Source organism: Mycolicibacterium sp. SMGY-1XX (genome assembly GCF_059132455.1).
Map to the genome: position 1 here is coordinate 512,070 of NZ_CP101139.1, position 23,090 is coordinate 535,159.

The window sequence follows — 23,090 nt, forward strand, 5'->3', positions numbered from 1 at the left end:
AAGACCGTGCAAACTCAGTGACCGGAGTTCTTGAAGCGCTCGACCGAGCGCTGCACTTCGGCTTCGGCCTCTTCCCGGCCCACCCAGTCGGCGGCCTTGACGTACTTGCCGGGCTCGAGGTCCTTGTAGTGCACGAAGAAGTGCTTGATGGCGTCGAGCTCGAAGCTGGACACATCACCGATGTCCTGGATGTGGTCCCAGCGCTTGTCGCCGGCCGGAACGCACAGCACCTTGTCGTCGCCGCCGGCCTCGTCGACCATCTTGAACATGCCGACCGGTCGGGCCTCCACCAGCACGCCGGGGAACACCGACTCCGGGAGCAGCACCAGCGCGTCCAGCGGGTCGCCGTCTTCGCCGAGGGTGTCTTCGATGAAGCCGTAGTCGGTCGGGTAGGCCATCGGCGTGTAGAGGTAGCGGTCCAGCTTGACCCGTCCGGTCTCGTGGTCCACCTCGTACTTGTTGCGCTGCCCTTTCGGGATCTCGATGGTCACGTCGAATTCCACGCCGCACGGCTCCTTCGGGTCTGTGGTCGTCCGGACAGACCTTATCGGAGGGATACTCTGCAGTGCATGCGTCCTGGTCGGTGGCGGCGGTCCACACACGTGGCGGTCGGTGCCGGCGTGCTGGTGATCGTCGCCATCATCGTCGCGGTGGCCGCACTGGTCACCGGGGGCAGCAAGCAGCCCGACCCGCGGATCACCGCGGAGCCCGCGCCCGTGACGGCGGATCCTGCCGTCATCCCCGTCGCCGACGGCGCCCCGACGCCCACCCAGACAGGGCTGGCCCGCGCCCTCACCGCGGCGCTGGCCGATCCGAACCTGGGCAACCTCACCGGGCGGATCACCGACGCCGAGACCGGCGAGGAGCTGTGGCAGCAGCGGGACAACATCCCGATGCAACCGGCGTCGACCAACAAGTCACTGACCGCGGCCGCCGCGCTGCTGGCGCTGGACCGCGACGCGCGGCTGACCACCAAGGTCGTCGCCGGACCCCGGCCCGGCGTGATCGTGCTGGTGGGCGGCGGCGATCCGGTGCTGTCGGCGGCGCCGGCCGACGAGGACACCTGGTACCGCGACGCCGCCCGGATCAGCGACCTGGTGGCCCAGGTGCGCAAGAGCGGGGTCAGGGCCACCTCGGTGCAGGTCGACACCTCGCTGTTCCGCGGCCCCGACATGGCTCCGGGCTGGGACCCGGCGGATATCGACGGCGGGGACATCGCCCCCATCCAGTCGGTGATGCTCGACGCCGGCCGCACCCAGCCCACCAGCTTCGACTCCCGGCGATCCCGCACCCCCGCGCTGGACGCCGGCCGGGCGCTGGCGACGGCGCTGCGCATCGACCCGGGGCAGGTCACACTCGTCAACGGTTCGCAGAACGGCAGAGAACTTGCCTCGGTGCAGTCCGCCCCGCTGATCGAACGGCTGCGCCAGATGATGAACGCCTCGGACAACGTGATGGCCGAGACCATCGGGCGGGAGGTGGCCGCGGCCACCGGTCATCCGCTCAGCTTCGCCGGAGCGGTGGACGCGGTGCTCGAACAGTTACGCGGGGTGGACATCGACCTCACCGGCGCGCGGCTGATGGATTCCAGCGGTCTTTCCATCGATGACCGGCTGACGGCCCGCACGCTCGACGAGGTGATCGGGGCGGCGGCCGGACCCGATCACCCCCGGTTGCGCCCGCTGCTCGACGTTCTGCCCATCGCGGGAGGCAGCGGCACTCTGTCGAACCGCTACCTCGACAACACCACCCGCACGGCGGCCGGTTGGCTGCGGGCCAAGACCGGCTCCTTGACGGGCACGAATACGCTGGCAGGTGTGATCACCGACGCCAGCGGCCGTGTGCTCACCTTCGCGTTCGTCTCCAACGACGCCGGCCCGACGGGGCGCGTGGCCCTCGACACCCTGGCGGCCACGCTACGGTCGTGTGGGTGCGACAAATGAGCGGAACGTCCGGAGCCGCCGCCATCGGGCAGGCCGTCGACTGGGGATTCGCCGCCACGGTCGGGGCGAAACTCGCGCGGTCTGCTCCACCTGTCACCGAATACACACGCAGGCAAGCGATCTCTCAGCTCGCGGAGTCTTCGCAGGCGGCTGAACCGCCGGTGCGCGACGTCACCCGGCTCGCCACACCGGGACCCGTTCCCGACGCGCTCATCGTCGACCGTCCGGAGTGGATCAAGGCGGCAACGGAGTCGATGCGCGTGATGACGGGCGGTGCGGCCAGCCCGAAGGGTTTTCTGACCGGCCGCGTCACCGGCGCGCAGACCGGAGCGGTGCTGGCGTTCGTGTCCTCGGGCATCCTCGGCCAGTACGACCCGTTCGTGTCATCGACGGACGGCGGCGGAGGTCGCCTGCTGCTGGTGTACCCCAACATCATCGCCGTGGAACGTCAACTCCGCGTGTCGCCCAAGGACTTTCGACTGTGGGTCTGCCTGCATGAGGTGACGCACCGGGTCCAGTTCACCGCCAACCCCTGGCTGGCCGGTTACATGTCGTCCACGCTGGAAGTGCTGACCGCCGATGGTGGCGACGACGTGACGGCCGTGGTGGGCCGGCTCGCCGACTTCATCAAACAACGCCGCGAAGGTGTCGAAAATCCCGATTCGGCGGGCGTTCTGGGCTTCATGCGGGCGGTGCAGTCCGAGCCGCAACGCCAGGCGCTCGACCGGTTGCTGGTGCTCGGCACACTGCTGGAGGGCCATGCCGACCATGTGATGGATGCGGTGGGTCCGGCGGTGGTGCCGTCGGTGGCCTCCATCCGGCACCGCTTCGAGGAGCGCAGGAAGCGCAAACAGCCGCCGCTGCAACGGATTCTGCGCGCCCTGCTGGGAGTCGATGCCAAGCTCGCCCAGTACACCAGGGGTAAGGCGTTCGTCGACGACGTGGTGGGTCGCGTGGGCATGGACCGCTTCAACGCGGTGTGGACCAGCAGTGAGACGTTGCCGCTGCCCGACGAGATCGATCACCCCGAGAAATGGATCGACAGAGTCCTGTAGGTGAGATCGCCTTCGCGGTCGCCGATTTCGCGCAGCGGTACCTCACCGGAGCTGATCAGTGGTGCGTGGCACTGTCCGGGGGAGCGGACTCCCTGGCGCTCACGGCGGCGGCGGCCCGGGTGCGGCCCACCACCGCGCTCATCGTCGATCACGGTCTGCAGGCCGGCTCCGGCGCCGTCGCCGAAAAGGCCCGAGCACAGGCGATTTCATTGGGATGTATTGATGCGCAAGTCATTTCGGTGACCGTCGGCACCGAGGGCGGACTCGAGGCGGCGGCGCGCACCGCGCGTTATGCCGCACTGGAACAGGCCCGCGCAGGCGCGCCCGTGCTGATCGGGCACACCCTCGACGACCAGGCCGAGACGGTGCTCCTGGGGCTGGGCCGCGGCTCGGGCCCACGCTCCATCGCCGGCATAAGGCCCTATGACCCGCCGTGGTGTCGCCCGCTGTTGCAGCTGAGACGCCATACCACCGAAGCGGCGTGTGCTGCGCTGGAACTGACTCCGTGGCACGACCCCCACAACACCGATGGCCGATTCACCCGCGCCCGGCTGCGCCACGAGGTACTGCCGCTGCTGGAGGAGGTCCTCGGCGGTGGCGTGGCCGCGGCGCTGGCACGTACCGCCACCGCGCTGCAGGAGGACGGCGAAGTTCTCGATGCCCTGGCCCACGACGCCTGGCAACGAGCCCGCGACGGGGACGGACTGGCCGTCGCCGCCCTGGTCGAACTGCCCGCCGCGCTGCGCCGGCGGGTGCTGCGGCTCTGGTTGTTGGCCGGGGGAGCGGTCGGGCTGACCGCCAAGCAACTGCTGGCCGTCGACGCGCTGCTCACCGCATGGCGCGGGCAGGGTGGAGTGGCGGTGCCCAGTCCGCAGCGACAGCGGCGCCTGTTCGCGGGGCGCCGAAACGAACTGTTGGTGCTCTACGCAGAACCAGTCGGACGGCAGCGCTAGGCTGTGGGCGTGCCTGCGCATACTGCCGAGTTGTATCCCGGGGACATCAAATCGGTGTTGCTCTCCGAAGAAGACATACAAAGCAAGACTGCCGAACTGGCCGCGCAGATCGGCGCCGACTATCGCGACGCCTCCGCTGACCAGGATCTGCTGCTGATCACCGTGCTCAAGGGTGCGGTCATGTTCGTCACGGACCTGGCCCGCGCCATCCCGCTGCCGACGCAGCTGGAGTTCATGGCCGTCAGCTCCTACGGATCGTCCACCTCGTCGTCGGGCGTGGTCCGCATCCTCAAGGACCTCGACCGCGACATCAACGACCGCGACGTGCTGATCGTCGAGGACATCGTCGACTCCGGTCTCACGTTGTCCTGGTTGCTGCGCAACCTGGCCACCCGGCGTCCCCGGTCGCTGCGGGTTTGCACCTTGCTGCGCAAACCCGAAGCGGTGCGGGCGGACGTCGACATCACCTACATCGGTTTCGACATCCCCAACGAGTTCGTCGTCGGGTACGGCCTCGATTACGCGGAACGCTATCGGGATCTTCCCTACATCGGGACACTGGAGCCGAAGGTCTACACCCACTAACAGCCCGGGGGCACCGATGTCTCGCACAGCTCTGCGTATCTGTCCACTGTGTGAGGCCACCTGCGGCCTGGTCCTCACTGTCGATGGTCAGACGATCACCGGTGCGCGTGGTGATCGCGACGACGTGTTCAGTGCGGGTTTCATCTGCCCCAAGGGCGCGAGTTTCGCCGAACTCGACGGCGATCCGGACCGACTCACCGGCCCGTTGGTGCGCCGCGACGGCGAATTGGTGGAGGCCACGTGGGAGGAGGCGTTCCGCGCGGTGGCCGACGGTCTCGGCGCGGTGCCCGGCCGGCAGGTCGCCGTCTACCTCGGGAACCCGAACGCCCACACCATCGCAGGCGCGCTGTATGCACCGTTGGTGATCAAGGCGTTGGCCACCCGCTACGTGTTCAGCGCCAGCACGTTGGATCAGATGCCCAAACAGGTGGCGCAGGGCTACTTGTACGGCAACGCGTTTGCCTTCACGGTTCCTGATATCGACCGCACCGACCACCTGGTGATCATCGGTGCCAACCCGTTGGTGTCCAACGGCAGCGTGGCCACCGCCGCCGATTTCGGCGGCAAGCTCAAGGCGTTACGCCGACGCGGCGGCCGGCTCACCGTCATCGATCCCAGCCGCACCCGCACCGCAGAACTCGCCGACTGCCACCTGGCGCCCCGGCCCGGTACCGATGCCGCCTTGTTGTTCGCGGTGGTCAACGTGCTGTTCGCCGAGGGCCTGGTGTCCCCGGACCTGGGTGGGATCGCCGACCACGTCAGCGGCATCGAGCAGGTTCGCGCGTTGGCCGCCGATTTCCCGCCGCCTGCCGTGGCGCCGTACTGCGGCGTGACGGTCGACGACATCCGCGACCTGGCACGCTCCATCGCCGCTGCGCCCAGATGCGCGGTCTACGGCCGAATCGGTACGTCGACCGTCGAGTTCGGCACCCTGGGCAGTTGGCTGATCGATGTCATCAACGTCCTGACCGGAAACCTCGACCGCGCCGGCGGCGCGATGTTCCCGCTCGGGCCCACCGCACACGCTCCGCGGGCGCCGAAGCCGGGACGCGGTTTCTCCACCGGGCGCTGGCACAGCCGGGTCTCCGGTTTTCCGGAAGTCGCCTCGGAGTTCCCGGCCACCGCGCTGGCCGAGGAGATCGACACCCCGGGTGAAGGTCAGGTCCAGGCGTTGATCACGGTGGCGGGCAATCCGGTGCTGTCGGCACCCGACGGGCAGCGGTTGGCCGCGGCGCTGAAGGGAATCGGGTTCATGCTGAGCATCGACCCGTACCTCAACGAGACCACCCGGCACGCCGACGTCATCCTGCCACCGCCACCGCCGTCGCAGGCCGCACACTTCGACTTCGCACTCAACAACGTCGCCGTCCGCAACAACGCCCGGTACTCGCCGCCGGTGCTGCCGCTGCAGGACCGGCCCAGCGAGCCCGAAATCCTTTCGCGCGTGGCGCTACTCGTCATGGGCGCCGGGTTGGACGCCGACCCGGATCTGGCCGACCAGCAGGTCATCGCGATGACACTGGGCAAGGCGGTCGCCGACCCGCAGTCACCGGTTGCCGGCCGTGAGGTCGACGAGCTGACCGCGCTGCTGCCCGACGGGCCGGGGTACGAGCGCCGGCTGGACATGATGTTGCGGCTGGGCGCCTACGGTGACGGCTTCGGGGCCGATCCGGACGGTCTGAACTTGGCGAAGCTGAAGGCTGCCCCGCACGGCATCGACCTCGGACCGCTGCAGCCGCGGATCCCTGAGGTGCTCCGAACCGCCTCCGGCACAGTGGAACTCGCTCCCGAGGTATTGGTGGCCGACGCCGCGCGGTTGGCCGGCGTGCTGCACCACAGTCCGCACGGGTTCGTGCTGATCGGGCGCCGTCATCTGCGCTCGAACAACAGCTGGATGCACAACCTGCCTGCGTTGGCCGGCGGAACCAACCGGTGCACATTGCAGATCCATCCGGATGACGCGCACCGGCTGGGACTCGGTGAGGTGGCCGTGGTGAAGGGCCCCGGCGGCGAGCTGACCGTTCCGGTGGAGGTCACCGACACGATCCGGCCCGGCGTGGTGTCCATCCCGCACGGGTGGGGCCACGGTCAGGACGGGACGCGGCTGGAGGTCGCGGCTACTCAGCCCGGGGTGAACGTCAACCAACTCAACGACGGAACGTACCTGGACCCGCTGTCGGGTACCGCGGTGCTCAACGGATTGCCCGTGGAGATCTCCGCCGTCGGAAGCTAGCGCAACTAACCCAGCTCCCAGATCGCTGTGACGGAGAACGACACCGTCTGCTGACCGGGGGACAGCGGAACCGGGCTGGCCATCGCCCGCTCCATCGGCATCGGCGTCGGAGGTGGTGTACCACCGCCGGTTTCGGAGATCGAGATGATCTTGCCCAGTTCCAGACCGGACAGATCGGCGTACTGCTGGGCGCGCGCCTGGGCATCTTCGAAAGCGCGGGTGCGGGCGTCCTTCACCAACTGGGAGTCGTCGTCGATGGAGAAGTTCACCGAGTTGATCCGGGTGGCGTCACCGCCGTTGGAGACGATCAGCGCCAGGACCCGCGAGGCGACGCTGACATCGCGGATGGTGACGTCCATCGAATTGCTGGCCTCGTAGCCGACGGGGGACGACACTCCGTCCGGTCCGTATTGCGGCTGGACGCTGACGTTGGTGGTGGCGATGTCCTCGGGGTCGATGCCGGCTTCGACCAGCCCGTCGAACACCGCCCGCTGCCGCTCGTTGGTCTGATTCATCGCGGTGGTGACGTCCTGGGCCAGGAAGCTGATCGCGGCGCTGGCGGTGAGTGTGTCGGGGGTGCCCTGTACTTCGCCCTCGCCGACCACCGTCACCTGGCGGGGCGCATCACCGGGCAGTGGCGGGGCAGGTGGGGCGGCGTCGCACGCGGTGAGCGCGGCGGCCGACAAACCGGCGAGCATGACGAGAGAGAAGCGCGAGTTCGCGGCGGGGCGCATGACTGAGAACCCTAGCGCGACGAGGATGCGCGGGCCGGGAGCACACCCGCTTGCGGGGTGCAACGAGTCCGTGAGGAGAAGTTGCGTCGCCCGCGATCTAGCGGTTTGGTGCTGCGTCCACCAGAATCTGTGCCGTGGCGCTGGTTCTGGACACCGCGGAGTTGCCCGCGGCCGACCGCGCCGAAGCCTTGCGCGAAGGTATGCGTGTCGCGGGGGTGCCCGCCAACGTGACACCGTTACCCGCTCACGACGTCTCGGCCCGCCTGCAGCTGTGGGAGCTCGATGACGCCGGGTCGACACTGATGCAACGGGACGGCACCGGAATCTGGCTGGAGCGCACCGCCCGTCACGTGCGCGTGGCGGATCCGGACCGGGTGGGGCTGACGTTGTTGCCGGCGGGACGGTGGACGTTCCATCAGTTCCGGTCCGACCACGCAGAACCGGCCACGCCGTCGCTGGTCCTGGTGCACCAGGGGTCTGCCTACGATCATCGGCGCTGGGATTCCGGCACCACGATCGCGATCAACATGGACCGGGCGGTGCTCGACGTCCCCGTCGACACGGTGATCGGGGCGAGCCGGAACCTGTCCCCGGACGCGCCGCTGCACGCCTTGGCGTGTGCGTACCTGACCAGTCTGGCGCGCACGGCGCGGGAGGCGCCGGAGGCCCTTCCCGGGCTTGCCGCCACCACCGTCACCCTGGTGCGGGCGGTCATCTGCGCAGCCGGCGGCGACGCCCGGCAGCGACAAGCGATGCAGGACAGTTTGTTCGACAGGATCAGGTTGTTCGTGCAGTCGCGTTTGACAGACCCTGCGCTGGGGCCCGAGATGATCGCCGCGGCTCACCACATCTCGGTCCGGCAGCTCTACAACGTCTGGGCACGCCACCGTACGGAAGCGATGAGCCTGGCCGACTGGATCCTGGTGAAACGGTTGGAGTCGGCACGCGACCAGCTGAGCGACCCCGGCTCTGATCATGTGACGGTGGCGAACATCGCCCGCCGCTCCGGCTTCAGCGATCCGACCCACTTCGGCCGTCGCTTCCGTGCTCGGTACGGGGTGACGCCGCGGGAGTACCGGATGCGCCGGCGCGCCAGTCCCGCGGGGTGACGCCGGTGGCGGCGCGAAACCTCCTGGCGAAATACGACGGATCGGTGAAACCGCACGCCGCCGCGATCGACGAGATACTGCGCGTGGCCGCACCGGGTGACCGCAGTAGCACCTTGGCGCGGTCCAACCGGGCGGTGATGATCCACTGCTCGAAACGCACCCCGTTGTCCTGGCAGAGGCGGTACAAGCGGCGCGGCGAGATGCCAACGGCAGCAGCGGCCGACGCCGCATCGAGCGCGGCATCGCTCAGGTGCGCCCGCACGTGGTGGCGCACCCTGGCAAAAGCCGTCTCCGCCAGCGCGCCGGCGCCGTAGCGCTCGTCGCCGGACGCGCTGGCCAGTACGGCCCTGGTCAATTCGAGCACCACTGCGCCGGCCGCGTCGGCCGACACCGGATCACCCAAAGTAGTTGCGATATGCGTCAATTCGACCAACTGATCGCGTATGACGGGATACACCGGGCTGGTGGGCAGCCGGGGTGCGCCGCGGCGGATGGTGTCGACGGGCAGGCCGATGCGGTCGAACGGTATCTGCAGCCCGATACCGGTACCACCGTCGGTGTTGGCGTAGTGAAACGGTGCGCTCAGGTCGGTGCAGTACAGATCGCCGGGATGCAGTGTCCTGGATACGTCGAATTGGTCCTGGAATGCAGAACCGTGACGGCGCAGGGCGATCGAGAGGGTCTCGGGGGCGCCGCGGCGGACATGGCCGGCCAGCCGCGTCATCGTCTGGGCCGCCGTGACTTCGGTCCGCAGCAGGCTCACCGGGCCCAGCGCGGTCCACTCGATGGAGCCTTCGACCGTCCCGAGGGGTGTCACATCGAACCGGCTGGGCACGGTGCGGTCGACGACGGTGGCGGCGAAGGCGTCCACGCGCTCATGCGGCGGTAGCGCATTGAGGTCCAGGATCGTGGCCACAACGGTGATTGTCGCGGACAGAACAGAAGCGTGCACGCACAGTCGACCAGCCGGGCCCGCGGATTCCTACGGTTCCACCATGCTGACAGGAGACCGATCATGACAACACCCGACACCGTCGTACTGGTACACGGACTGTGGATGACGCCCCGGTCGTGGGAAGGCTGGGTGGCCCATTTCGAGGCCAAGGGCTTCAAGGTGCTGACGCCGGCGTACCCGGGCTTCGAGATCGAAGTCGAAGCGCTGCGGGAGAATCCGGACATCATCGCCGATCTCACCGTGCCGGAGACCGTCGACCATCTCGCCTCGGTGATCACCGCCCTGGACACGCCGCCGATCATCATGGGTCACTCGTTCGGCGGGACGCTCACCCAGTTGCTGGTGGACCGCAACCTCGGTGCGGCCGCCGTGGTGGTGGATTCGGCTCCCACCGAGGGGGTTCGGGTCAATCCGCTGTCACAGGTGAAGTCGTTGTTCCCGGCGTTGAAGAACCCGGCGAACTACCACCGGGCGGTCGGGTTCACACCCGAGGAGTTCCACTACGCGTTCACCAACACCCTGTCGGCCGAGGAGTCGAAGAAGGTGTGGGAACGGTATGCCATCGCGGCACCGGGCAACTGGGTGTGGGCCTACGGCCTGATCGCCAATTTCAAGCCGGGACACCAGGAGACGTGGGTGGATTACAGCCGTGACGAGCGGGCGCCGCTGCTGTTCATCGCCGGCGGTAAGGACCACATCATGCCGGCCTCGGTCAACCGGTCCAACGCCAAGCACTACCACAAGTCCAAGGCCATCACGGATTTCCATGAGTTCCCCGACCGCGACCACTGGACCTGCGCCGCGCCCGGGTGGGAGGAAGTCGCCGATTACGCGCTGGAGTGGGCGCTCAAGAACGCACGGTCTTGACGAAGTACACCCGGTCGAATCCGTTCTCGGTGCGCCGGTCCACTTCGACGTACCCAAGTCGCGGGTAGAGCACCAGGTTCTCGGTCATGAACGCATTGGTGTACAGCCGTAGCTGGGGGAGCTCCCGTTGGCGTGCCTGCGCCTCGGCGTGGGCCAGCAGCGCGCGGCCGTGCCCGCGGCCCTGCGCCCAGGGAGCCACGGCCACGTTCTCGATGAGCAGGTGGTCGGGTTCGGCTACGGTGACGAGCACTCCCGCCAACGCCCCGTCGTCGACGAGGACGTCCACCTGGTCGGTGCCGGTGACCGCCGCGTGATAGTCGGCGGTCATCGGGGCCGGCGGCCGGCCGATGCGCTCGACATACGGGGCGTACGCGGCGTGCACCAGCTGCTCGATGCCGGCGACATCGGCGAGCGCGGCGGGGCGGATGGCCATGCACTGCACCCTAGTGACGGGTGTGTTCAGGTGCGTGGGCCGGGCGTCTTGGCCTTCCAACGCAATTCGTGAACCGGGGCTTCTCGGAACAGTTGTGCTGGGGTGGTGAGGCTCAGTCGGAGGCGAGTTCGAGATCGTCGCGACGGATGCCGACACGCGAGATGGCCTCGGAGGCCTGCTCGGCGGTGATCTCACGGTTCTGCAACGCCAACCCGATCCGGGTCACCTCCACGATCTCGGAAATGTCGGTACGGATCTTTTGCAGTCGCTGGGTGAAAGTCACGCTTGCCTTCTTCGAATCTCGTGTAGTCGTTGTCTCCCATTCAACGGGGCGAAGAGCGCGAGTGCTTCCTCGACAAGGCGTTATTCTCATCACGTGACCTGCGACAATGGCGCGGCTCACAGATTTAGGGCGTCACCAGGATCTTGCAATGCCGTTCGGGGTCGGCCAGGCCCTCGAATGCCGCACCCACTTCGTCGAGCCCCACGGTGCCGGTGATCATCGGCGCCACATCGACCACGCCGTCCGCTATCGCTGTCAGTGCGTGCGCGAATTCCTGTGGGGTGTGGCCGAAGACGAACTGCACGCTGATGTTCTTCATCGCGGCGAACGCCGGTCGCACGGTGTCCGGCTGCATCGACATCCCCACCGAGATCAACCGGCTGCTCACCGGAGCCATCCGCAACGCTTCATCGATGATGCCGGGTACGCCGACCGCCTCGAAGACGACGGCGGGGCGCACCACATCAAAAGGTGATCCCTGCGCGGGGTCCACGGTCTGGTGCGCTCCCATGGTCTCGGCGAGTGCGCGGCGCGTCGGAGAGAAGTCGGCGGCCACGATGTGCTCGACACCGGTCATCCGCAGCGCGGCGATGATCGAGATCCCCACCGGGCCCGCACCGATCACCAAGGCCGTCTCGCCGAGCCGCACCCGGGACTTGTTCACCGCGTGCACGCCGACGGCCAGCGGTTCGGTGAGCGCAGCTCGCTGCGCATCCAGGCCGTTCGGCACGGTGAGCAGCAGGGGCGCCGACAGCAGCATCCGTTCGGCGTAACCGCCCACCACGGAATTGCTGAAGACGATCCCGTCGATCTTGTTGCCCGTCAACAGAATCGGCTGTGAAGTGACCAGGGTCCCCGGCGGCGGCGCCGCGGTGTCCGGTCCCGCCTCCAGGATCTCGGCGCTGAACTCGTGTCCCAGGAACACATCGGCGGCGAGGTCGATATCGCGGGGCATGGGCACGTCGCGTACCTGCTCGGCCAGTTCGAGCATCTCGTGCCCGTGTTCGGCGAAGTGGAGATCGGAACCGCAGATACCGCACGCCCGGACTGTCACCAGCACCTGGCCGGGCCCGGGCACCGGTTCGGGCACGTCGTCGCGCAGAACCATGTGGCCATCGCGTAATGCGCTGGCGCGCACTATTTCTCAACTCCCTGCGCATGTTCTTTGATGGCGTTCACCACCGCTTCGCCGGCGCGGCCCAACAGCTGGTCCCGCTTCCCCTTGGCCCATTCGTGTGAGGCGCGCGGTGCGGTGAGCTGACCCTTGAAATGTGGTATCACCTTGCGCGCGAACAGATCGTAGGAGTGGTAGGTGGCCTCGGGGTCGGCCCAGTCGTGTCCGAGCAGCAGCAGCGTGCCGAAGCCGCCGGACTGCTCCAGCAGGCCGGTGATGTAGGAGATCGCGTCGTCGGTGGTGCCGATACAGCAGTTGCCCTTGGCGGCGTAGTCGGCCACGAACTCGCGCGCGGTCTGAGGGGACCCGTCAACGGTATTGGACAGCGGAACGAAGCCGGCCGCGCCGAAGTAGTTCGCGAAGTCCTGCAAGCCGTAAGTGCAGTCGTCGATCGCCTGCTCTCGGGTGTCGGCCAGGTGCACGATGCCCAACACCCGCCAGTTGGCCCGGTCGGGCTCGTCGCGACCGGCCGCTCGGGCCTGCTCGGTGACGATCTGCCAGGCGTTCTCCAGTGCGGCGAAACCACCGGGCACCGACATCGACAACGACAGCAGTGACGTTCCGAGCGCACCCGCCAGGCGTGGACCCGACGGTGACACCATCGCGGCGGTCGAGATCTCCGGGTACGGCCACGTATAGGGCCGGATGTGCAGGGCGGCGTCGCGCAGGGTGAACCAGTCCGTGTGCCGGTCGACCCGTTCGTCGGGGGCCGCGCGGAACAGCGCCAGGATGGCCTCCAGCGACTCCTGCATCATCCGCCGCTGCTCCACCGGGTCGATGCCCATCATGTAGGCATCCGACGGCAGGGCTCCGGGCCCGGTTCCGAACATCACCCGGCCGCGGGTCAGGTGATCGAGCAGCACCCACCGGTCGGCGACCATCAGTGGGTGGTGGTAGGGCAGCGACACCACACCGGTGCCGAGCCGGATGTGCTTGGTGCGCTCGGCGGCGGTGGCGATGAACACCTCGGGGCAGGCGATCAGTTCGTAGCCCCCGGAATGGTGCTCACCGAACCACGCCTCGTCGAAACCGAGGCGGTCCAGGGCGACCACCCGCTCCAGGTCGTACTCCAGCGCCACCGTCGGCGATTGCCCCACCGGGTGGAACGGGGTGATGAACACTCCGAAATTCAGTGGCCGGCTCATGACGCACCTTTCAGGAAGTCCAGCAGGATGCGGTTCACCTCGGCAGCGCGCTCCTGGTGCACCCAGTGGCCGGCGCCGTCGAGCATGACCTCCCGGTACGGGCCCGTCGCCACCTCGGTGGCGCGGTCGGGTCGCATGAAACCCAGCACCGGGTCGGCGCTGCCGCCGACGAACAGGGCGGGCACCGTGATGCGGGCCGTCTCGAGCTCCCGCGTGGTCTCCCAGTTGCGGTCGTAGTTGCGGTACCAGTTCAGCCCGCCGGTGAATCCGGTGCGGCTGAACTCGCGCACATAGACATCGAGGTCCGCGACGCTCAGCCACCCGGGCAGTGCAGCCGCCGGATCACCGGCCAGCAGCCCGCGCATGGTCGTGGCCACATCGGCGGCGAGCATGGCATCGGCCGGGCCCTGCTCCTGGAACCGCAGCATGTAGAAGTCGTCACCGAACTTCTCCCGCCACTTCTCGGTGGGGCGGCTGCGGGGCCGGGGCACCGGCGGAACGCTCAATCCGGCCACGGCCGCCACCCGGTCCGGGTGCAGCAGAGCGGTGTGCCAGGCCACCATGGCACCCCAGTCGTGGCCGATGATCGTGGCCTGCTCGACGCCTGCCCAGTCCAGCAGTCCGGTCAGGTCGCCGGTGAGCGCGTGGATGTCGTAGGCCTCGACGTCAGGCGGGCGACTGGAGCCTCCGTAGCCCCGTTGATCCGGGGCCAGGACGTGGAATCCGGCCGCCGCCAGCGCGGCGACCTGATAGCGCCACGTGTACGCCAGATCCGGGAAACCATGGGCCAGCACCACCACCGGTGCACCCGGCTCACCGGCCTCGACCAGCGAAAGTCGTACCCCGTTGGTATCAACTAACCGTTCGGTTGAGGTGCGCACGGTCCCACCAAATCACACGTTGGGTGCTTTCAGAACCCCTTGAAGCCCGGCGGAATGTCGGGTTTTGCGGCCGCGGGAACTGCCGATCGTTGGGCTAGCGGTAACCTGGAAGCTCTCCCCGCGCGCATTGGAAGGACCTGACCGGCACACAGTGCATGCCGGCCGACGATATTGATGAACCGTAAAACCCTGATCCGCACGCTCACGGTGATCGCCGTAGTCCTGCTGCTCGGCTGGTCCTTTTTCTACTTCTCTGATGACACCCGCGGGTACAAGCCCGTGGACACCTCGGTGGCGATCGCGCAGATCTCCGACGACAACGTCAACAGTGCACAGATCGACGACCGCGAACAACAGGTACGACTCGAGCTCAAGAACGGCAACGGCGACACCGAGAACTCCGACAAGATCATCTCGAAGTACCCCACCGGGTACGGCGTCACCTTGTTCAACGATCTGAGCGAGAAGAACGTCAAGATCAACACGGTGGTGAACCAGGGCAGTGTCCTGGGATCGCTGTTGATCTACATGCTGCCGCTGCTGCTGCTCGTCGGCCTGTTCGTGATGTTCTCCCGCATGCAGTCCGGTGGCCGGATGGGCTTCGGCTTCGGTAAGTCCAAGGCCAAGCAGCTCACCAAGGACATGCCCAAGACCACCTTCGCCGACGTCGCGGGCGCCGATGAGGCGGTCGAGGAGCTCTACGAGATCAAGGACTTCCTGCAGAATCCGTCGCGGTACCAGGCGCTGGGCGCCAAGATCCCGCGCGGCGTGCTGCTCTACGGCCCGCCCGGCACCGGTAAGACGCTGCTGGCCCGCGCCGTCGCCGGCGAGGCCGGCGTGCCGTTCTTCACCATCTCCGGTTCGGACTTCGTCGAGATGTTCGTCGGCGTCGGCGCCTCCCGCGTGCGTGACCTGTTCGAGCAGGCCAAGCAGAACAACCCCTGCATCATCTTCGTCGACGAGATCGACGCCGTGGGACGCCAGCGTGGCGCCGGCCTCGGCGGCGGTCACGACGAACGCGAGCAGACACTCAACCAGCTGCTCGTCGAGATGGACGGCTTCGGCGAACGCCAGGGCGTCATCCTGATCGCCGCCACCAACCGCCCCGACATCCTCGACCCCGCGCTGCTGCGCCCGGGTCGTTTCGACCGGCAGATCCCGGTGACCAACCCCGACCTGGCCGGCCGCCGCGCCGTGCTGCGGGTGCATTCCGAGGGCAAGCCCATCGGCCCCGACGCCGATATCGACGGACTGGCCAAGCGCACCGTTGGCATGTCCGGCGCCGACCTGGCCAACGTGATCAACGAAGCGGCGCTGCTGACCGCCCGCGAGAACGGCACCATCATCACCGGTGCCGCCATGGAGGAAGCCGTCGACCGGGTGATCGGCGGCCCCCGCCGCAAGAGCCGGATCATCAGCGAGGGCGAGAAGAAGATCACCGCCTATCACGAAGGTGGCCACACCCTGGCGGCCTGGGCGATGCCTGACATCGAGCCCATCTACAAGGTCACCATCCTGGCCCGCGGTCGTACCGGCGGCCACGCCGTCGCCGTGCCCGAGGACGACAAGGGTCTGATGACCCGCTCGGAGATGATCTCCCGGCTGGTGTTCGCCATGGGCGGACGCGCCGCCGAGGAGCTGATCTTCCGCGAGCCCACCACCGGGGCGTCCTCCGATATCGATCAGGCCACCAAGATCGCCCGCGCCATGGTCACCGAGTACGGCATGAGCGCCAAGCTGGGTGCGGTGAAGTATGGCACCGAGCACGGTGACCCGTTCCTCGGGCGCTCGATGGGCACCCAGGCCGACTACAGCCACGAGGTCGCGCGCGAGATCGACGAAGAGGTGCGCAAGCTGATCGAGGCCGCGCACACCGAGGCGTGGGAGGTTCTCAGCGAGAACCGTGACGTCCTCGACGTGCTGGCCGGCGAGCTGCTGGAGAAGGAGACGCTGCACCGCGCCGAGCTCGAGGTGATCCTCGGCCAGGTCAAGAAGCGTCCGCGGATCACCGCGTTCGACGATTTCGGTGGTCGCGTCCCGTCGGACAAACCGCCCATCAAGACGCCCGGCGAGCTCGCCATCGAACGTGGTGAGGAGTGGCCGAAGCCGCTGCCCGAGCCCGCGTTCAAGCAAGCCATCCGCGAGGCCGAGCGCCAGAACGGGGGCGGGCCCAACGGTTCGAACGGCGCGCATGCCGCCCCCGGGCCCAAACAGCCCGATTACGGTGCCCCTGCCGGTTGGCACGCACCGGGTTGGCCGCCCCAGAACCCGGGCCAGCAGCAACCTCAGCCGCAGGGACCGTGGTACCCGCCGCCTCCTCCACCGCCGTCCGGAGGTTGGGCGCCGCAGGGCTACCCGGGTGGTCAGCAGTCCGGTAGCCACCAGCAGCCCTACCCGTACCAGCCGTACCCACCGCAGTACGGCCAGCCGCCGGCACCCGAGGGCGGTGACGGGCCGGACAACCGCGGTGGAGACACGGGCCGGCACCACAACCCGCCCGGACGCGGCTGACCCTTACGAGCGGAGACTCACGTGGCTACTGGGGCTTCAGCGGCATCGACGCCGCAGCCCAACTCCCACGCGGCGACGGTGAATCGTCCCGTGTTCGATCACGCGCGCGCGGAGGCGGCGGTTCGTGAGCTGCTGTATGCCATCGGCGAGGACCCGGACCGCCACGGTCTGGCGGACACGCCGGGCCGGGTGGCGCGGGCCTACCAGGAGATGTTCGCCGGGCTCTACACGAACCCCGACGACGTTCTCAACACCACGTTCGACGAGCAGCACGACGAATTGGTGCTGGTCAAGGACATTCCGATGTACTCGACGTGCGAGCACCACCTGGTGGCGTTCCACGGCGTGGCCCATGTCGGGTACATCCCCGGGGTGGACGGGCGGGTCACGGGGTTGTCCAAGCTCGCCCGCGTCGTAGACCTCTACGCCAAGCGGCCGCAGGTACAGGAACGGCTGACCGGTCAGGTGGCCGACGCATTGATGCGCAAACTCGATCCCCGCGGCGTCATCGTGGTGATGGAGGCCGAGCACCTCTGTATGGCGATGCGGGGAATCCGCAAGCCGGGCGCCGTCACCACCACTTCGGCCGTGCGCGGACAGTTCAAGACCGACAATGCATCTCGGGCCGAGGCGCTGGAACTCATCCTGCGAAAGTGAGTCGTCCACGCGTGCGGGTCATGGGGATCGTGAACGTCACAGACGACTCGTTCTCCGACGGCGGCCGGTATCTGGCGCCGCGCACCGCGATCGAGCACGGTTTGCGTCTGGTTGCCGACGGAGCGGCGATAGTCGATGTCGGCGGTGAGTCCACCCGGCCGGGTGCGGTCCGGATCGATGCCGAGGTCGAGATGTCCCGGGTGTTGCCCGTCGTCAAAGAGCTTGCCGCGCAAGGAGTCACCGTCAGCATCGACACCATGCACGCCGATGTCGCTGCGGCCGCGCTGGAGAGCGGGGCCGGCATCGTCAACGATGTGTCCGGCGGTCGCGCCGACCCGGGCATGGCCGCGGTGGTGTCGTCGGCCGGGGTGCCGTGGATCCTGATGCACTGGCGATCGGTGGCAGCCGAGCAGCCGCACACCGTGCCGCCGTACGGCGATGTCGTGGCCGAGGTGCGCGACGAGCTGCTCCGCGCGGTCGATCATGCGGTCGGCGCCGGGGTGGACCCGGCCAACCTGGTGATCGATCCCGGTCTGGGCTTCGCCAAGACCGGCCGGCACAACTGGCAGCTGCTGCGGGCGTTGCCCGACTTCGTCAGCACGGGGATCCCCGTGTTGATCGGCGCCTCGCGCAAACGGTTCCTCGGCACACTGCTCGCCGACGGCGACGAGGTACGCCCGCCCGACGGACGCGAGACGGCCACCGCGGTCATCTCGGCCCTGGCTGCCACCCATGGAGCGTGGGGGGTGCGGGTCCACGACGTGCGAGCGTCCGCGGACGCCCTGAAGGTCGTCGAGGCGTGGAACGCCGGAGGGGAGGATCGTGGCTGACCGAATCGAATTGCGCGGCTTGACTGTTCGTGGCAACCACGGGGTGTTCGACCACGAGCGCCGCGACGGCCAGGACTTCGTCATCGACATCACGCTGTGGATCGACCTCGCCGCGGCCGCGGCCTCGGATCAATTGACGGACACCTACGACTACGGTGTGCTCGCGGCGCGCGCCGCCGATATCGTCGGCGGCACCCCGAGGAACCTCATCGAGACGGTGTCCGCCGAGATAGCCGAGGACGTGATGACCGACGAACGGGTGCACGCGGTCGAGGTCGTCGTGCACAAACCCAGCGCCCCGATCCCGCTCCAGTTCGCCGATGTCGCAGTGGTCGCGCGCAGGTCGCGGCGGGGCACCCGGGGTGGCTCATGAGCACGGTCGTGTTGTCCATCGGCTCGAACCTGGGGGACCGCCTGGCGCGGCTGCAGACCGTCGTCGACGCGCTCGGCAACCGGCTGCGGTCCGTTTCCCCGGTGTACGAGACCGATCCGTGGGGTGGGGTGGACCAGGGGGCCTTCCTGAACGCGGTCGTCATCGCCGAGGACCCGGCGTTGGACGGCCACGGCTGGCTCGCCTTCGCGCAGGGACTGGAGGAGGCCGCCGAGCGGATGCGCGGGCAGAAGTGGGGGCCGCGCACCCTCGACGTCGACCTCGTCACCTGCCGTGACGGGGAGACCGAACAGATTTCCCGTGACGAGGGACTGACGCTGCCCCATCCGCTGGCGCACCTGCGTGCCTTCGTTCTGATCCCGTGGCTGGCGGTGGACCCGGACGCGACACTGACCGTCAACGGCAGTGTCCAGCCGGTTTCGCGCCTGCTGGCAGATCTGAGCGCCGCGGACCGCGACGGCGTGCGGCTGACTCCACTGGTGCTCGGTGTCGCCGACTGATGGGCCCGACACGCAAGCGTGACCTCGCCGCCGGTGTGGTGGGTGCGACGATCCTCGGTTATCTCCTGGTGCTCATGTCCTACCGGTACTTTCCGCCGCTGACGATCTGGACCGGCCTCTCGCTGGCGGCGGTGGGTGTTGCCGAGGCCGTGTGGGGTTGGCACATCAGGGGCAAGATCAGCGACGGTGAGATCGGAGTCGGCGGCGGCCGGCTGCATCCGCTGGCGGTGGCCCGCAGTGTGGTGATCGCCAAAGCCTCCGCGTGGATGGGCGCCGTGGTCCTCGGCTGGTGGATCGCGGTATTGGCATATCTCATTCCCCGCCGCTCCACCATGCGGGTCGCCGGTGAGGACACCGCGGGTGCCGTGGTGGCGGCGATCTGCGCAGTCGTGTTGATCGTCGCCGCGCTGTGGTTGCAGCACTGCTGCAAGTCGCCGCAAGACCTTTCCGAGGGCCCTGAAGGTGCCACGGACTAGACCGTCGGTGTGATCGGGCCAGAACAGACGCCGAATCGCCGTGCGCGGCAATTCGCGTGGAGACCTCGCCCGGGTACAGTCGCCCCATGACCGTTCTGTCCCGCGGCGCCCGTGCCCGGCGCGGCGGCCGCAGGCCGGGGTGGGTACTGCTGACGGTGTTACTGGTCCTGGCGATCGGGGCCAGTTCAGCGCTCGTGTTCACCAACCGTGTCGAGCTGCTGAAGCTCGCGGTCATCCTCGCGCTGTGGGCCGCGGTGGTTGCCGCCTTCGTCTCGGTGATCTACCGCAGACAAAGCGATGCCGACCAGGCCAAGGTGCGCGACCTCAAACTCGTCTACGACCTACAGCTGGACCGCGAGATCTCCGCGCGTCGTGAATACGAACTGTCCGTCGAGACCCATCTGCGGCGCGAACTGTCCTCTGAACTACGGGCGCAGGCCGCCGACGAGGTGGCCGCCCTGCGCGCCGAACTGGCCGCGCTGCGCACCAATCTCGAGATCCTCTTCGACACCGACCTGGCGCACCGTCCCGCTATCGAGACGGACCGGTCCTATCAGGCCAAGCCGGACCGGGTGGCCAGCAGCCGCATCACGTCGGTTCGCGACGAGCCGCAGGACCGCAGCTTCCCCGAGCCGCCCGACAACCCGATCATCGACGTGCCCGAAGAACCGCTGGCCCAGCAACCGCGCCGGCCCGAGGACATCTACCGCGGATCCCACCGCAGGCCCAGCGAAGAGACCACGGTGATGCCGCTGGTGCGTCCCGGGCCGCCTCCGCCGCCGGCCGCGCCCACACCTGCGCCTCAGCCCGCGCCAACGCCGCAGCCCACGCCGCCGCCGAGCGCACCGCCGAAGCAGGCAGCCACGCCGGCCTCCCAACCGCAAGCACAACCACAGCCGCAACCACCCGTGCAGGGGCCGCCTCCGCCACCGCCTGTACGGGAACGTCCCGCGGCTCAAACCGCACCGCCGCCGAAACCGTCAGGCCCGGCCGCTCCGGTCCCGCCGCCACCGGCTGCCCCGGAACCCGAACGGCGCGGGCGGCACTCGGGAGGGGCAGAAGCGGCAGGCCCCGAGACGCCCCGTGGCCGGCATTCGGTACCGGGGGCGCCGGAGGGCGGGCGTCGCCATGGCGCGCCGGGGCCGTCGGCGCCGCAGAACGCCCCGGCGCCCGAGACGCCGCAGCCCGAGGCGCCGCAGCCCGAGACGCCGCAGCCCGAGACGCCGGAGCCCGCTGCCGAGACCGAGCAGACGCCGCCGGAGGAGCCGTCTGGTCCCGCCCCCCGGCACCGCGGGCCCGACGACGAGGATTCCGGTCCGCCCACCGGCGGGCAGTCGGTCGCTGAGCTGCTCGCCAGACTGCAGGCGGGCGAGGCGGCGCCCGGCGGCCGTCGCCGCCGGCGGGAAGACTGATTGTCACGCCCAGGCGCAGTGCGACTAGTCTTTTCGCCAGACCGTCCAGTACCCCGAGACCGCGGGACCGGACCGAACAGATCGTGACGTCAGTGAGGTCGTCAGCATGGGGACCCCCAACGGGTTGCGCCCGGCCCGGCTCAAAGTCGGCATCATTTCCGCGGGCCGCGTCGGTACCGCCCTCGGGGTGGCGCTCGAGGACGCCGAACACGTCGTCGTCGCGTGCAGTGCCATCTCCAGCGCCTCCCGCCAGCGTGCGCAGCGCCGACTGCCCGACACCCGGGTGTTGCCCGTCGACGAGGTGGCTCGCGCCGCGGAACTGCTGATCCTCGCCGTCCCGGATACCGAACTGGCCGGGCTGGTCGTCGGCCTGGCCGCCACCTCGGCGGTGACCCCGGGCGCCATCGTGGTGCACACCTCCGGCGCCAACGGAATCGGCGTGCTGGCACCGCTGGCCGCGCAGGGCTGTGTGCCGCTGGCGATCCACCCGGCGATGACGTTCACCGGTTCGGACGAGGACATCGCCCGCCTGCCCGGTACCTGCTTCGGTATCACCGCCGCCGACGAGATCGGGTACGCGATCGCGCAGTCGTTGGTACTCGAGATCGGTGGCGAACCGTTCCGCGTCCGGGAAGACGCCCGCACGCTGTACCACGCGGCCCTGGCGCACGCGGGCAACCACCTCGTGACCGTGGTCGCCGACGCCCTCGAAGCGTTGCGCGCCGCCATCGCCGGCCAGGAACTGCTGGGCCAGGAACTGGTGGGAGATGACCCCGGCGGCCTGGCCGAGCGCGTGATCGCCCCGCTGGCGCGGGCGGCTCTGGAGAACACCCTGCAGCGCGGCCAAGCGGCGCTCACCGGACCCGTCGCTCGCGGTGACGCCGCCGCCGTCGCCGGGCACCTCGCCGCACTGGCCGAGGCCGATCCTGAACTGGCGGAGGCGTACCGCGCCGCCTCGCTGCGTACCGCGCAGCGAGCCCACGCGCCCAAGGAGGTATTCGAGGTGCTCGACCGGTGACCGCACAATCTTCGAGACCGCCGGCGTTCACCGCCGGACAGCTCAACACCTACACCTCGCCGGCGGCGGTGTCCGACGTCACCCGGGCGTTGCGGCACACCGGGCGGCGGGTGATGCTGGTGCCGACCATGGGTGCTCTGCACGAGGGTCACCTGGCGCTGGTGCGGGCCGCCAAGAAGGTACCCGGCGCCGTTGTGGTGGTGTCGATTTTCGTCAACCCCCTGCAGTTCGGTCCCGGTGAGGATCTCGACGCCTATCCGCGCACGCTGGACACCGATCTGGAGCTGCTGCGGGCCGAGGACGTCGAGATCGTGTTCACCCCCACCGCGTCCGCCATGTACCCGGAGGGGCCCCGGACCTCGGTGCATCCCGGCAGTCTCGGCGGTGACCTCGAAGGGGCCGTCCGGCCAACACATTTCGCCGGGATGCTGACCGTGGTGTTGAAGCTGCTGCAGATCGTGCGGCCCGACCGGGCTTTCTTCGGCGAGAAGGACTACCAGCAGCTGGTGCTGATCCGTCAGATGGTCGCCGACCTCAACATCGACACCCGGGTGGTCGGCGTGCCGATCGTCCGGGAGGCCGATGGACTGGCGATGTCCTCCCGTAACCGGTACCTCGACGCCGAGCAGCGCGAACAAGCCGGTGCACTGTCGGCGGCACTGCTGGCAGGCATGTACGCGGCGTCCGGCGGCACCGGTGCCGCGGTGGATGCGGCGCGCGCGGTGCTCGATGAGGTGCCCGCGATCGAACTGGACTATCTGGAGGTGCGTGGCCCCGGACTGGAGCCGAATCCTTCTGTGGGACAAGGCCGGTTGCTGATCGCCGCACGGCTCGGAGCCACCCGGCTGCTGGACAACATCGCCATCGAGCTGGGCAATTCCGGCTCGCAGCGCGGCGAGTATGCCGGCGCCGAGCAGCATCACGAACTGCCCTGGAGAAACTGAC

At 68.7% G+C, this 23,090-nt stretch carries 24 protein-coding genes; 16 read left to right on the forward strand and 8 right to left on the reverse strand.

Annotation, left to right across the window (positions count from 1 at the left end; translation table 11 throughout):
* Window positions 1-14: 14 nt before the first annotated feature.
* Window positions 15-503, reverse strand: a complete 489-nt coding sequence (locus NL241_RS02500; RefSeq protein WP_494396673.1) for an inorganic diphosphatase — start codon at window positions 501-503, stop codon at window positions 15-17.
* Between the two features lie 66 nt (window positions 504-569).
* On the opposite strand from NL241_RS02500, the gene dacB reads away from it, so the two are divergent.
* Genes dacB through NL241_RS02525 form a run of 5 tightly spaced genes read left to right on the forward strand, consistent with a single transcriptional unit; the run spans window position 570 to window position 6,769 of the window.
* Window positions 570-1,943: a D-alanyl-D-alanine carboxypeptidase/D-alanyl-D-alanine endopeptidase gene (dacB, locus tag NL241_RS02505; protein WP_494396674.1), complete on the forward strand. Its 1,374-nt coding sequence runs from the start codon at window positions 570-572 to the stop codon at window positions 1,941-1,943.
* Window positions 1,940-2,998 (forward strand): Rv3626c family coenzyme F420 biosynthesis-associated protein, encoded by a 1,059-nt coding sequence (locus NL241_RS02510; protein ID WP_487696933.1) that lies wholly within the window; start codon window positions 1,940-1,942, stop codon window positions 2,996-2,998. Before dacB ends, NL241_RS02510 begins: the two co-directional genes overlap by 4 nt.
* The gene (gene tilS / locus NL241_RS02515) at window positions 2,977-3,951 is read left to right on the forward strand and encodes a tRNA lysidine(34) synthetase TilS (RefSeq protein ID WP_494396675.1); all 975 of its coding nucleotides are present in this window, start codon (window positions 2,977-2,979) and stop codon (window positions 3,949-3,951) included. The genes NL241_RS02510 and tilS overlap by 22 nt, the downstream gene beginning before the upstream one ends.
* A gap of 3 nt (window positions 3,952-3,954) precedes the next feature.
* A complete protein-coding gene (hpt, locus tag NL241_RS02520; RefSeq protein ID WP_487696930.1) occupies window positions 3,955-4,536 on the forward strand; it encodes a hypoxanthine phosphoribosyltransferase in 582 nt (193 codons plus the stop codon).
* 16 nt (window positions 4,537-4,552) lie between these two features.
* Complete coding sequence (locus NL241_RS02525; protein ID WP_494396676.1) at window positions 4,553-6,769, forward strand: molybdopterin-dependent oxidoreductase; 2,217 nt, start codon at window positions 4,553-4,555, stop codon at window positions 6,767-6,769.
* Between the two features lie 5 nt (window positions 6,770-6,774).
* Here NL241_RS02525 and NL241_RS02530 read toward each other — a convergent pair whose 3' ends face one another.
* The gene (locus NL241_RS02530; protein ID WP_487696926.1) at window positions 6,775-7,503 is read right to left on the reverse strand and encodes an SIMPL domain-containing protein; all 729 of its coding nucleotides are present in this window, start codon (window positions 7,501-7,503) and stop codon (window positions 6,775-6,777) included.
* A gap of 134 nt (window positions 7,504-7,637) precedes the next feature.
* Here NL241_RS02530 and NL241_RS02535 point away from each other — a divergent pair, with 134 nt between their 5' ends.
* Window positions 7,638-8,612, forward strand: a complete 975-nt coding sequence (locus NL241_RS02535) for a helix-turn-helix domain-containing protein (RefSeq protein ID WP_487696924.1) — start codon at window positions 7,638-7,640, stop codon at window positions 8,610-8,612.
* On the opposite strand, the gene NL241_RS02540 is transcribed toward NL241_RS02535, so the two are convergent.
* Window positions 8,515-9,528 carry an AraC family transcriptional regulator gene (locus tag NL241_RS02540; protein WP_494396677.1) on the reverse strand — a complete coding sequence of 338 codons (1,014 nt, stop codon included), beginning with the start codon at window positions 9,526-9,528 and terminating at the stop codon, window positions 8,515-8,517. The genes NL241_RS02535 and NL241_RS02540 overlap by 98 nt on opposite strands.
* Before the next feature lie 99 nt (window positions 9,529-9,627).
* Between NL241_RS02540 and NL241_RS02545 the strand changes: the two genes are divergently transcribed.
* Entirely contained in the window at window positions 9,628-10,434 is an 807-nt protein-coding gene (locus NL241_RS02545) for an alpha/beta hydrolase (protein WP_487696921.1), read from the forward strand.
* Here the strand turns inward: NL241_RS02545 and NL241_RS02550 are convergent.
* From NL241_RS02550 to NL241_RS02570, 5 genes are all read right to left on the reverse strand, one after another.
* Window positions 10,415-10,867 carry a GNAT family N-acetyltransferase gene (locus NL241_RS02550; protein WP_494396678.1) on the reverse strand — a complete coding sequence of 151 codons (453 nt, stop codon included), beginning with the start codon at window positions 10,865-10,867 and terminating at the stop codon, window positions 10,415-10,417. The two genes, NL241_RS02545 and NL241_RS02550, sit on opposite strands and share 20 nt — an antisense overlap.
* 112 nt (window positions 10,868-10,979) lie before the next feature.
* On the reverse strand, window positions 10,980-11,150 hold the full coding sequence (locus NL241_RS02555) for a hypothetical protein (RefSeq protein ID WP_487696918.1): 171 nt from the start codon (window positions 11,148-11,150) through the stop codon (window positions 10,980-10,982).
* Between the two features lie 124 nt (window positions 11,151-11,274).
* The gene (locus NL241_RS02560; protein ID WP_494396679.1) at window positions 11,275-12,288 is read right to left on the reverse strand and encodes a zinc-binding dehydrogenase; all 1,014 of its coding nucleotides are present in this window, start codon (window positions 12,286-12,288) and stop codon (window positions 11,275-11,277) included.
* Window positions 12,288-13,469, reverse strand: coding sequence for an LLM class flavin-dependent oxidoreductase (locus tag NL241_RS02565; protein WP_494396680.1), 1,182 nt, complete (start codon window positions 13,467-13,469; stop codon window positions 12,288-12,290). The genes NL241_RS02560 and NL241_RS02565 overlap by 1 nt, the downstream gene beginning before the upstream one ends.
* Complete coding sequence (locus tag NL241_RS02570) at window positions 13,466-14,350, reverse strand: alpha/beta fold hydrolase (RefSeq protein WP_494396681.1); 885 nt, start codon at window positions 14,348-14,350, stop codon at window positions 13,466-13,468. The genes NL241_RS02565 and NL241_RS02570 overlap by 4 nt, the downstream gene beginning before the upstream one ends.
* Window positions 14,351-14,524: 174 nt before the next feature.
* Here NL241_RS02570 and ftsH point away from each other — a divergent pair, with 174 nt between their 5' ends.
* From ftsH to panC, 9 genes are all read left to right on the forward strand, one after another.
* Complete coding sequence (gene ftsH, locus NL241_RS02575; protein ID WP_494396682.1) at window positions 14,525-16,861, forward strand: ATP-dependent zinc metalloprotease FtsH; 2,337 nt, start codon at window positions 14,525-14,527, stop codon at window positions 16,859-16,861.
* 21 nt (window positions 16,862-16,882) lie between these two features.
* A complete protein-coding gene (gene folE / locus NL241_RS02580) occupies window positions 16,883-17,518 on the forward strand; it encodes a GTP cyclohydrolase I FolE (RefSeq protein ID WP_494396683.1) in 636 nt (211 codons plus the stop codon).
* Window positions 17,519-17,538: 20 nt separating this feature from the next.
* The gene (gene folP / locus NL241_RS02585) at window positions 17,539-18,348 is read left to right on the forward strand and encodes a dihydropteroate synthase (RefSeq protein ID WP_487696962.1); all 810 of its coding nucleotides are present in this window, start codon (window positions 17,539-17,541) and stop codon (window positions 18,346-18,348) included.
* Complete coding sequence (gene folB / locus NL241_RS02590; protein ID WP_487696911.1) at window positions 18,341-18,721, forward strand: dihydroneopterin aldolase; 381 nt, start codon at window positions 18,341-18,343, stop codon at window positions 18,719-18,721. The genes folP and folB overlap by 8 nt, the downstream gene beginning before the upstream one ends.
* A complete protein-coding gene (gene folK / locus NL241_RS02595) occupies window positions 18,718-19,239 on the forward strand; it encodes a 2-amino-4-hydroxy-6-hydroxymethyldihydropteridine diphosphokinase (protein ID WP_494396684.1) in 522 nt (173 codons plus the stop codon). Before folB ends, folK begins: the two co-directional genes overlap by 4 nt.
* Window positions 19,239-19,715, forward strand: a complete 477-nt coding sequence (locus tag NL241_RS02600) for a DUF3180 domain-containing protein (protein ID WP_487696907.1) — start codon at window positions 19,239-19,241, stop codon at window positions 19,713-19,715. Before folK ends, NL241_RS02600 begins: the two co-directional genes overlap by 1 nt.
* An 86-nt stretch (window positions 19,716-19,801) precedes the next feature.
* Window positions 19,802-21,127, forward strand: a complete 1,326-nt coding sequence (locus tag NL241_RS02605) for a DUF6779 domain-containing protein (RefSeq protein ID WP_494396685.1) — start codon at window positions 19,802-19,804, stop codon at window positions 21,125-21,127.
* 106 nt (window positions 21,128-21,233) lie between these two features.
* Entirely contained in the window at window positions 21,234-22,145 is a 912-nt protein-coding gene (locus NL241_RS02610; protein WP_487696067.1) for a Rossmann-like and DUF2520 domain-containing protein, read from the forward strand.
* On the forward strand, window positions 22,142-23,089 hold the full coding sequence (panC, locus tag NL241_RS02615; RefSeq protein ID WP_487696066.1) for a pantoate--beta-alanine ligase: 948 nt from the start codon (window positions 22,142-22,144) through the stop codon (window positions 23,087-23,089). The genes NL241_RS02610 and panC overlap by 4 nt, the downstream gene beginning before the upstream one ends.
* The last annotated feature ends 1 nt before the right edge of the window (window position 23,090 follow it).

Bases quoted from the DNA above. Each gene is read 5' to 3' on its own strand.
- dacB (WP_494396674.1), top strand. From the start codon at position 570: ATGCGTCCTGGTCGGTGGCGGCGGTCCACACACGTGGCGGTCGGTGCC.
- NL241_RS02510 (WP_487696933.1), top strand. From the start codon at position 1,940: ATGAGCGGAACGTCCGGAGCCGCCGCCATCGGGCAGGCCGTCGACTGG.
- tilS (WP_494396675.1), top strand. From the start codon at position 2,977: ATGGATCGACAGAGTCCTGTAGGTGAGATCGCCTTCGCGGTCGCCGAT.
- NL241_RS02525 (WP_494396676.1), top strand. From the start codon at position 4,553: ATGTCTCGCACAGCTCTGCGTATCTGTCCACTGTGTGAGGCCACCTGC.
- NL241_RS02530 (WP_487696926.1), bottom strand. From the start codon at position 7,503: ATGCGCCCCGCCGCGAACTCGCGCTTCTCTCTCGTCATGCTCGCCGGT.
- NL241_RS02545 (WP_487696921.1), top strand. From the start codon at position 9,628: ATGACAACACCCGACACCGTCGTACTGGTACACGGACTGTGGATGACG.
- NL241_RS02550 (WP_494396678.1), bottom strand. From the start codon at position 10,867: ATGGCCATCCGCCCCGCCGCGCTCGCCGATGTCGCCGGCATCGAGCAG.
- NL241_RS02565 (WP_494396680.1), bottom strand. From the start codon at position 13,469: ATGAGCCGGCCACTGAATTTCGGAGTGTTCATCACCCCGTTCCACCCG.
- ftsH (WP_494396682.1), top strand. From the start codon at position 14,525: ATGAACCGTAAAACCCTGATCCGCACGCTCACGGTGATCGCCGTAGTC.
- folP (WP_487696962.1), top strand. From the start codon at position 17,539: ATGGGGATCGTGAACGTCACAGACGACTCGTTCTCCGACGGCGGCCGG.
- folK (WP_494396684.1), top strand. From the start codon at position 18,718: ATGAGCACGGTCGTGTTGTCCATCGGCTCGAACCTGGGGGACCGCCTG.
- NL241_RS02600 (WP_487696907.1), top strand. From the start codon at position 19,239: ATGGGCCCGACACGCAAGCGTGACCTCGCCGCCGGTGTGGTGGGTGCG.
- NL241_RS02605 (WP_494396685.1), top strand. From the start codon at position 19,802: ATGACCGTTCTGTCCCGCGGCGCCCGTGCCCGGCGCGGCGGCCGCAGG.
- NL241_RS02610 (WP_487696067.1), top strand. From the start codon at position 21,234: ATGGGGACCCCCAACGGGTTGCGCCCGGCCCGGCTCAAAGTCGGCATC.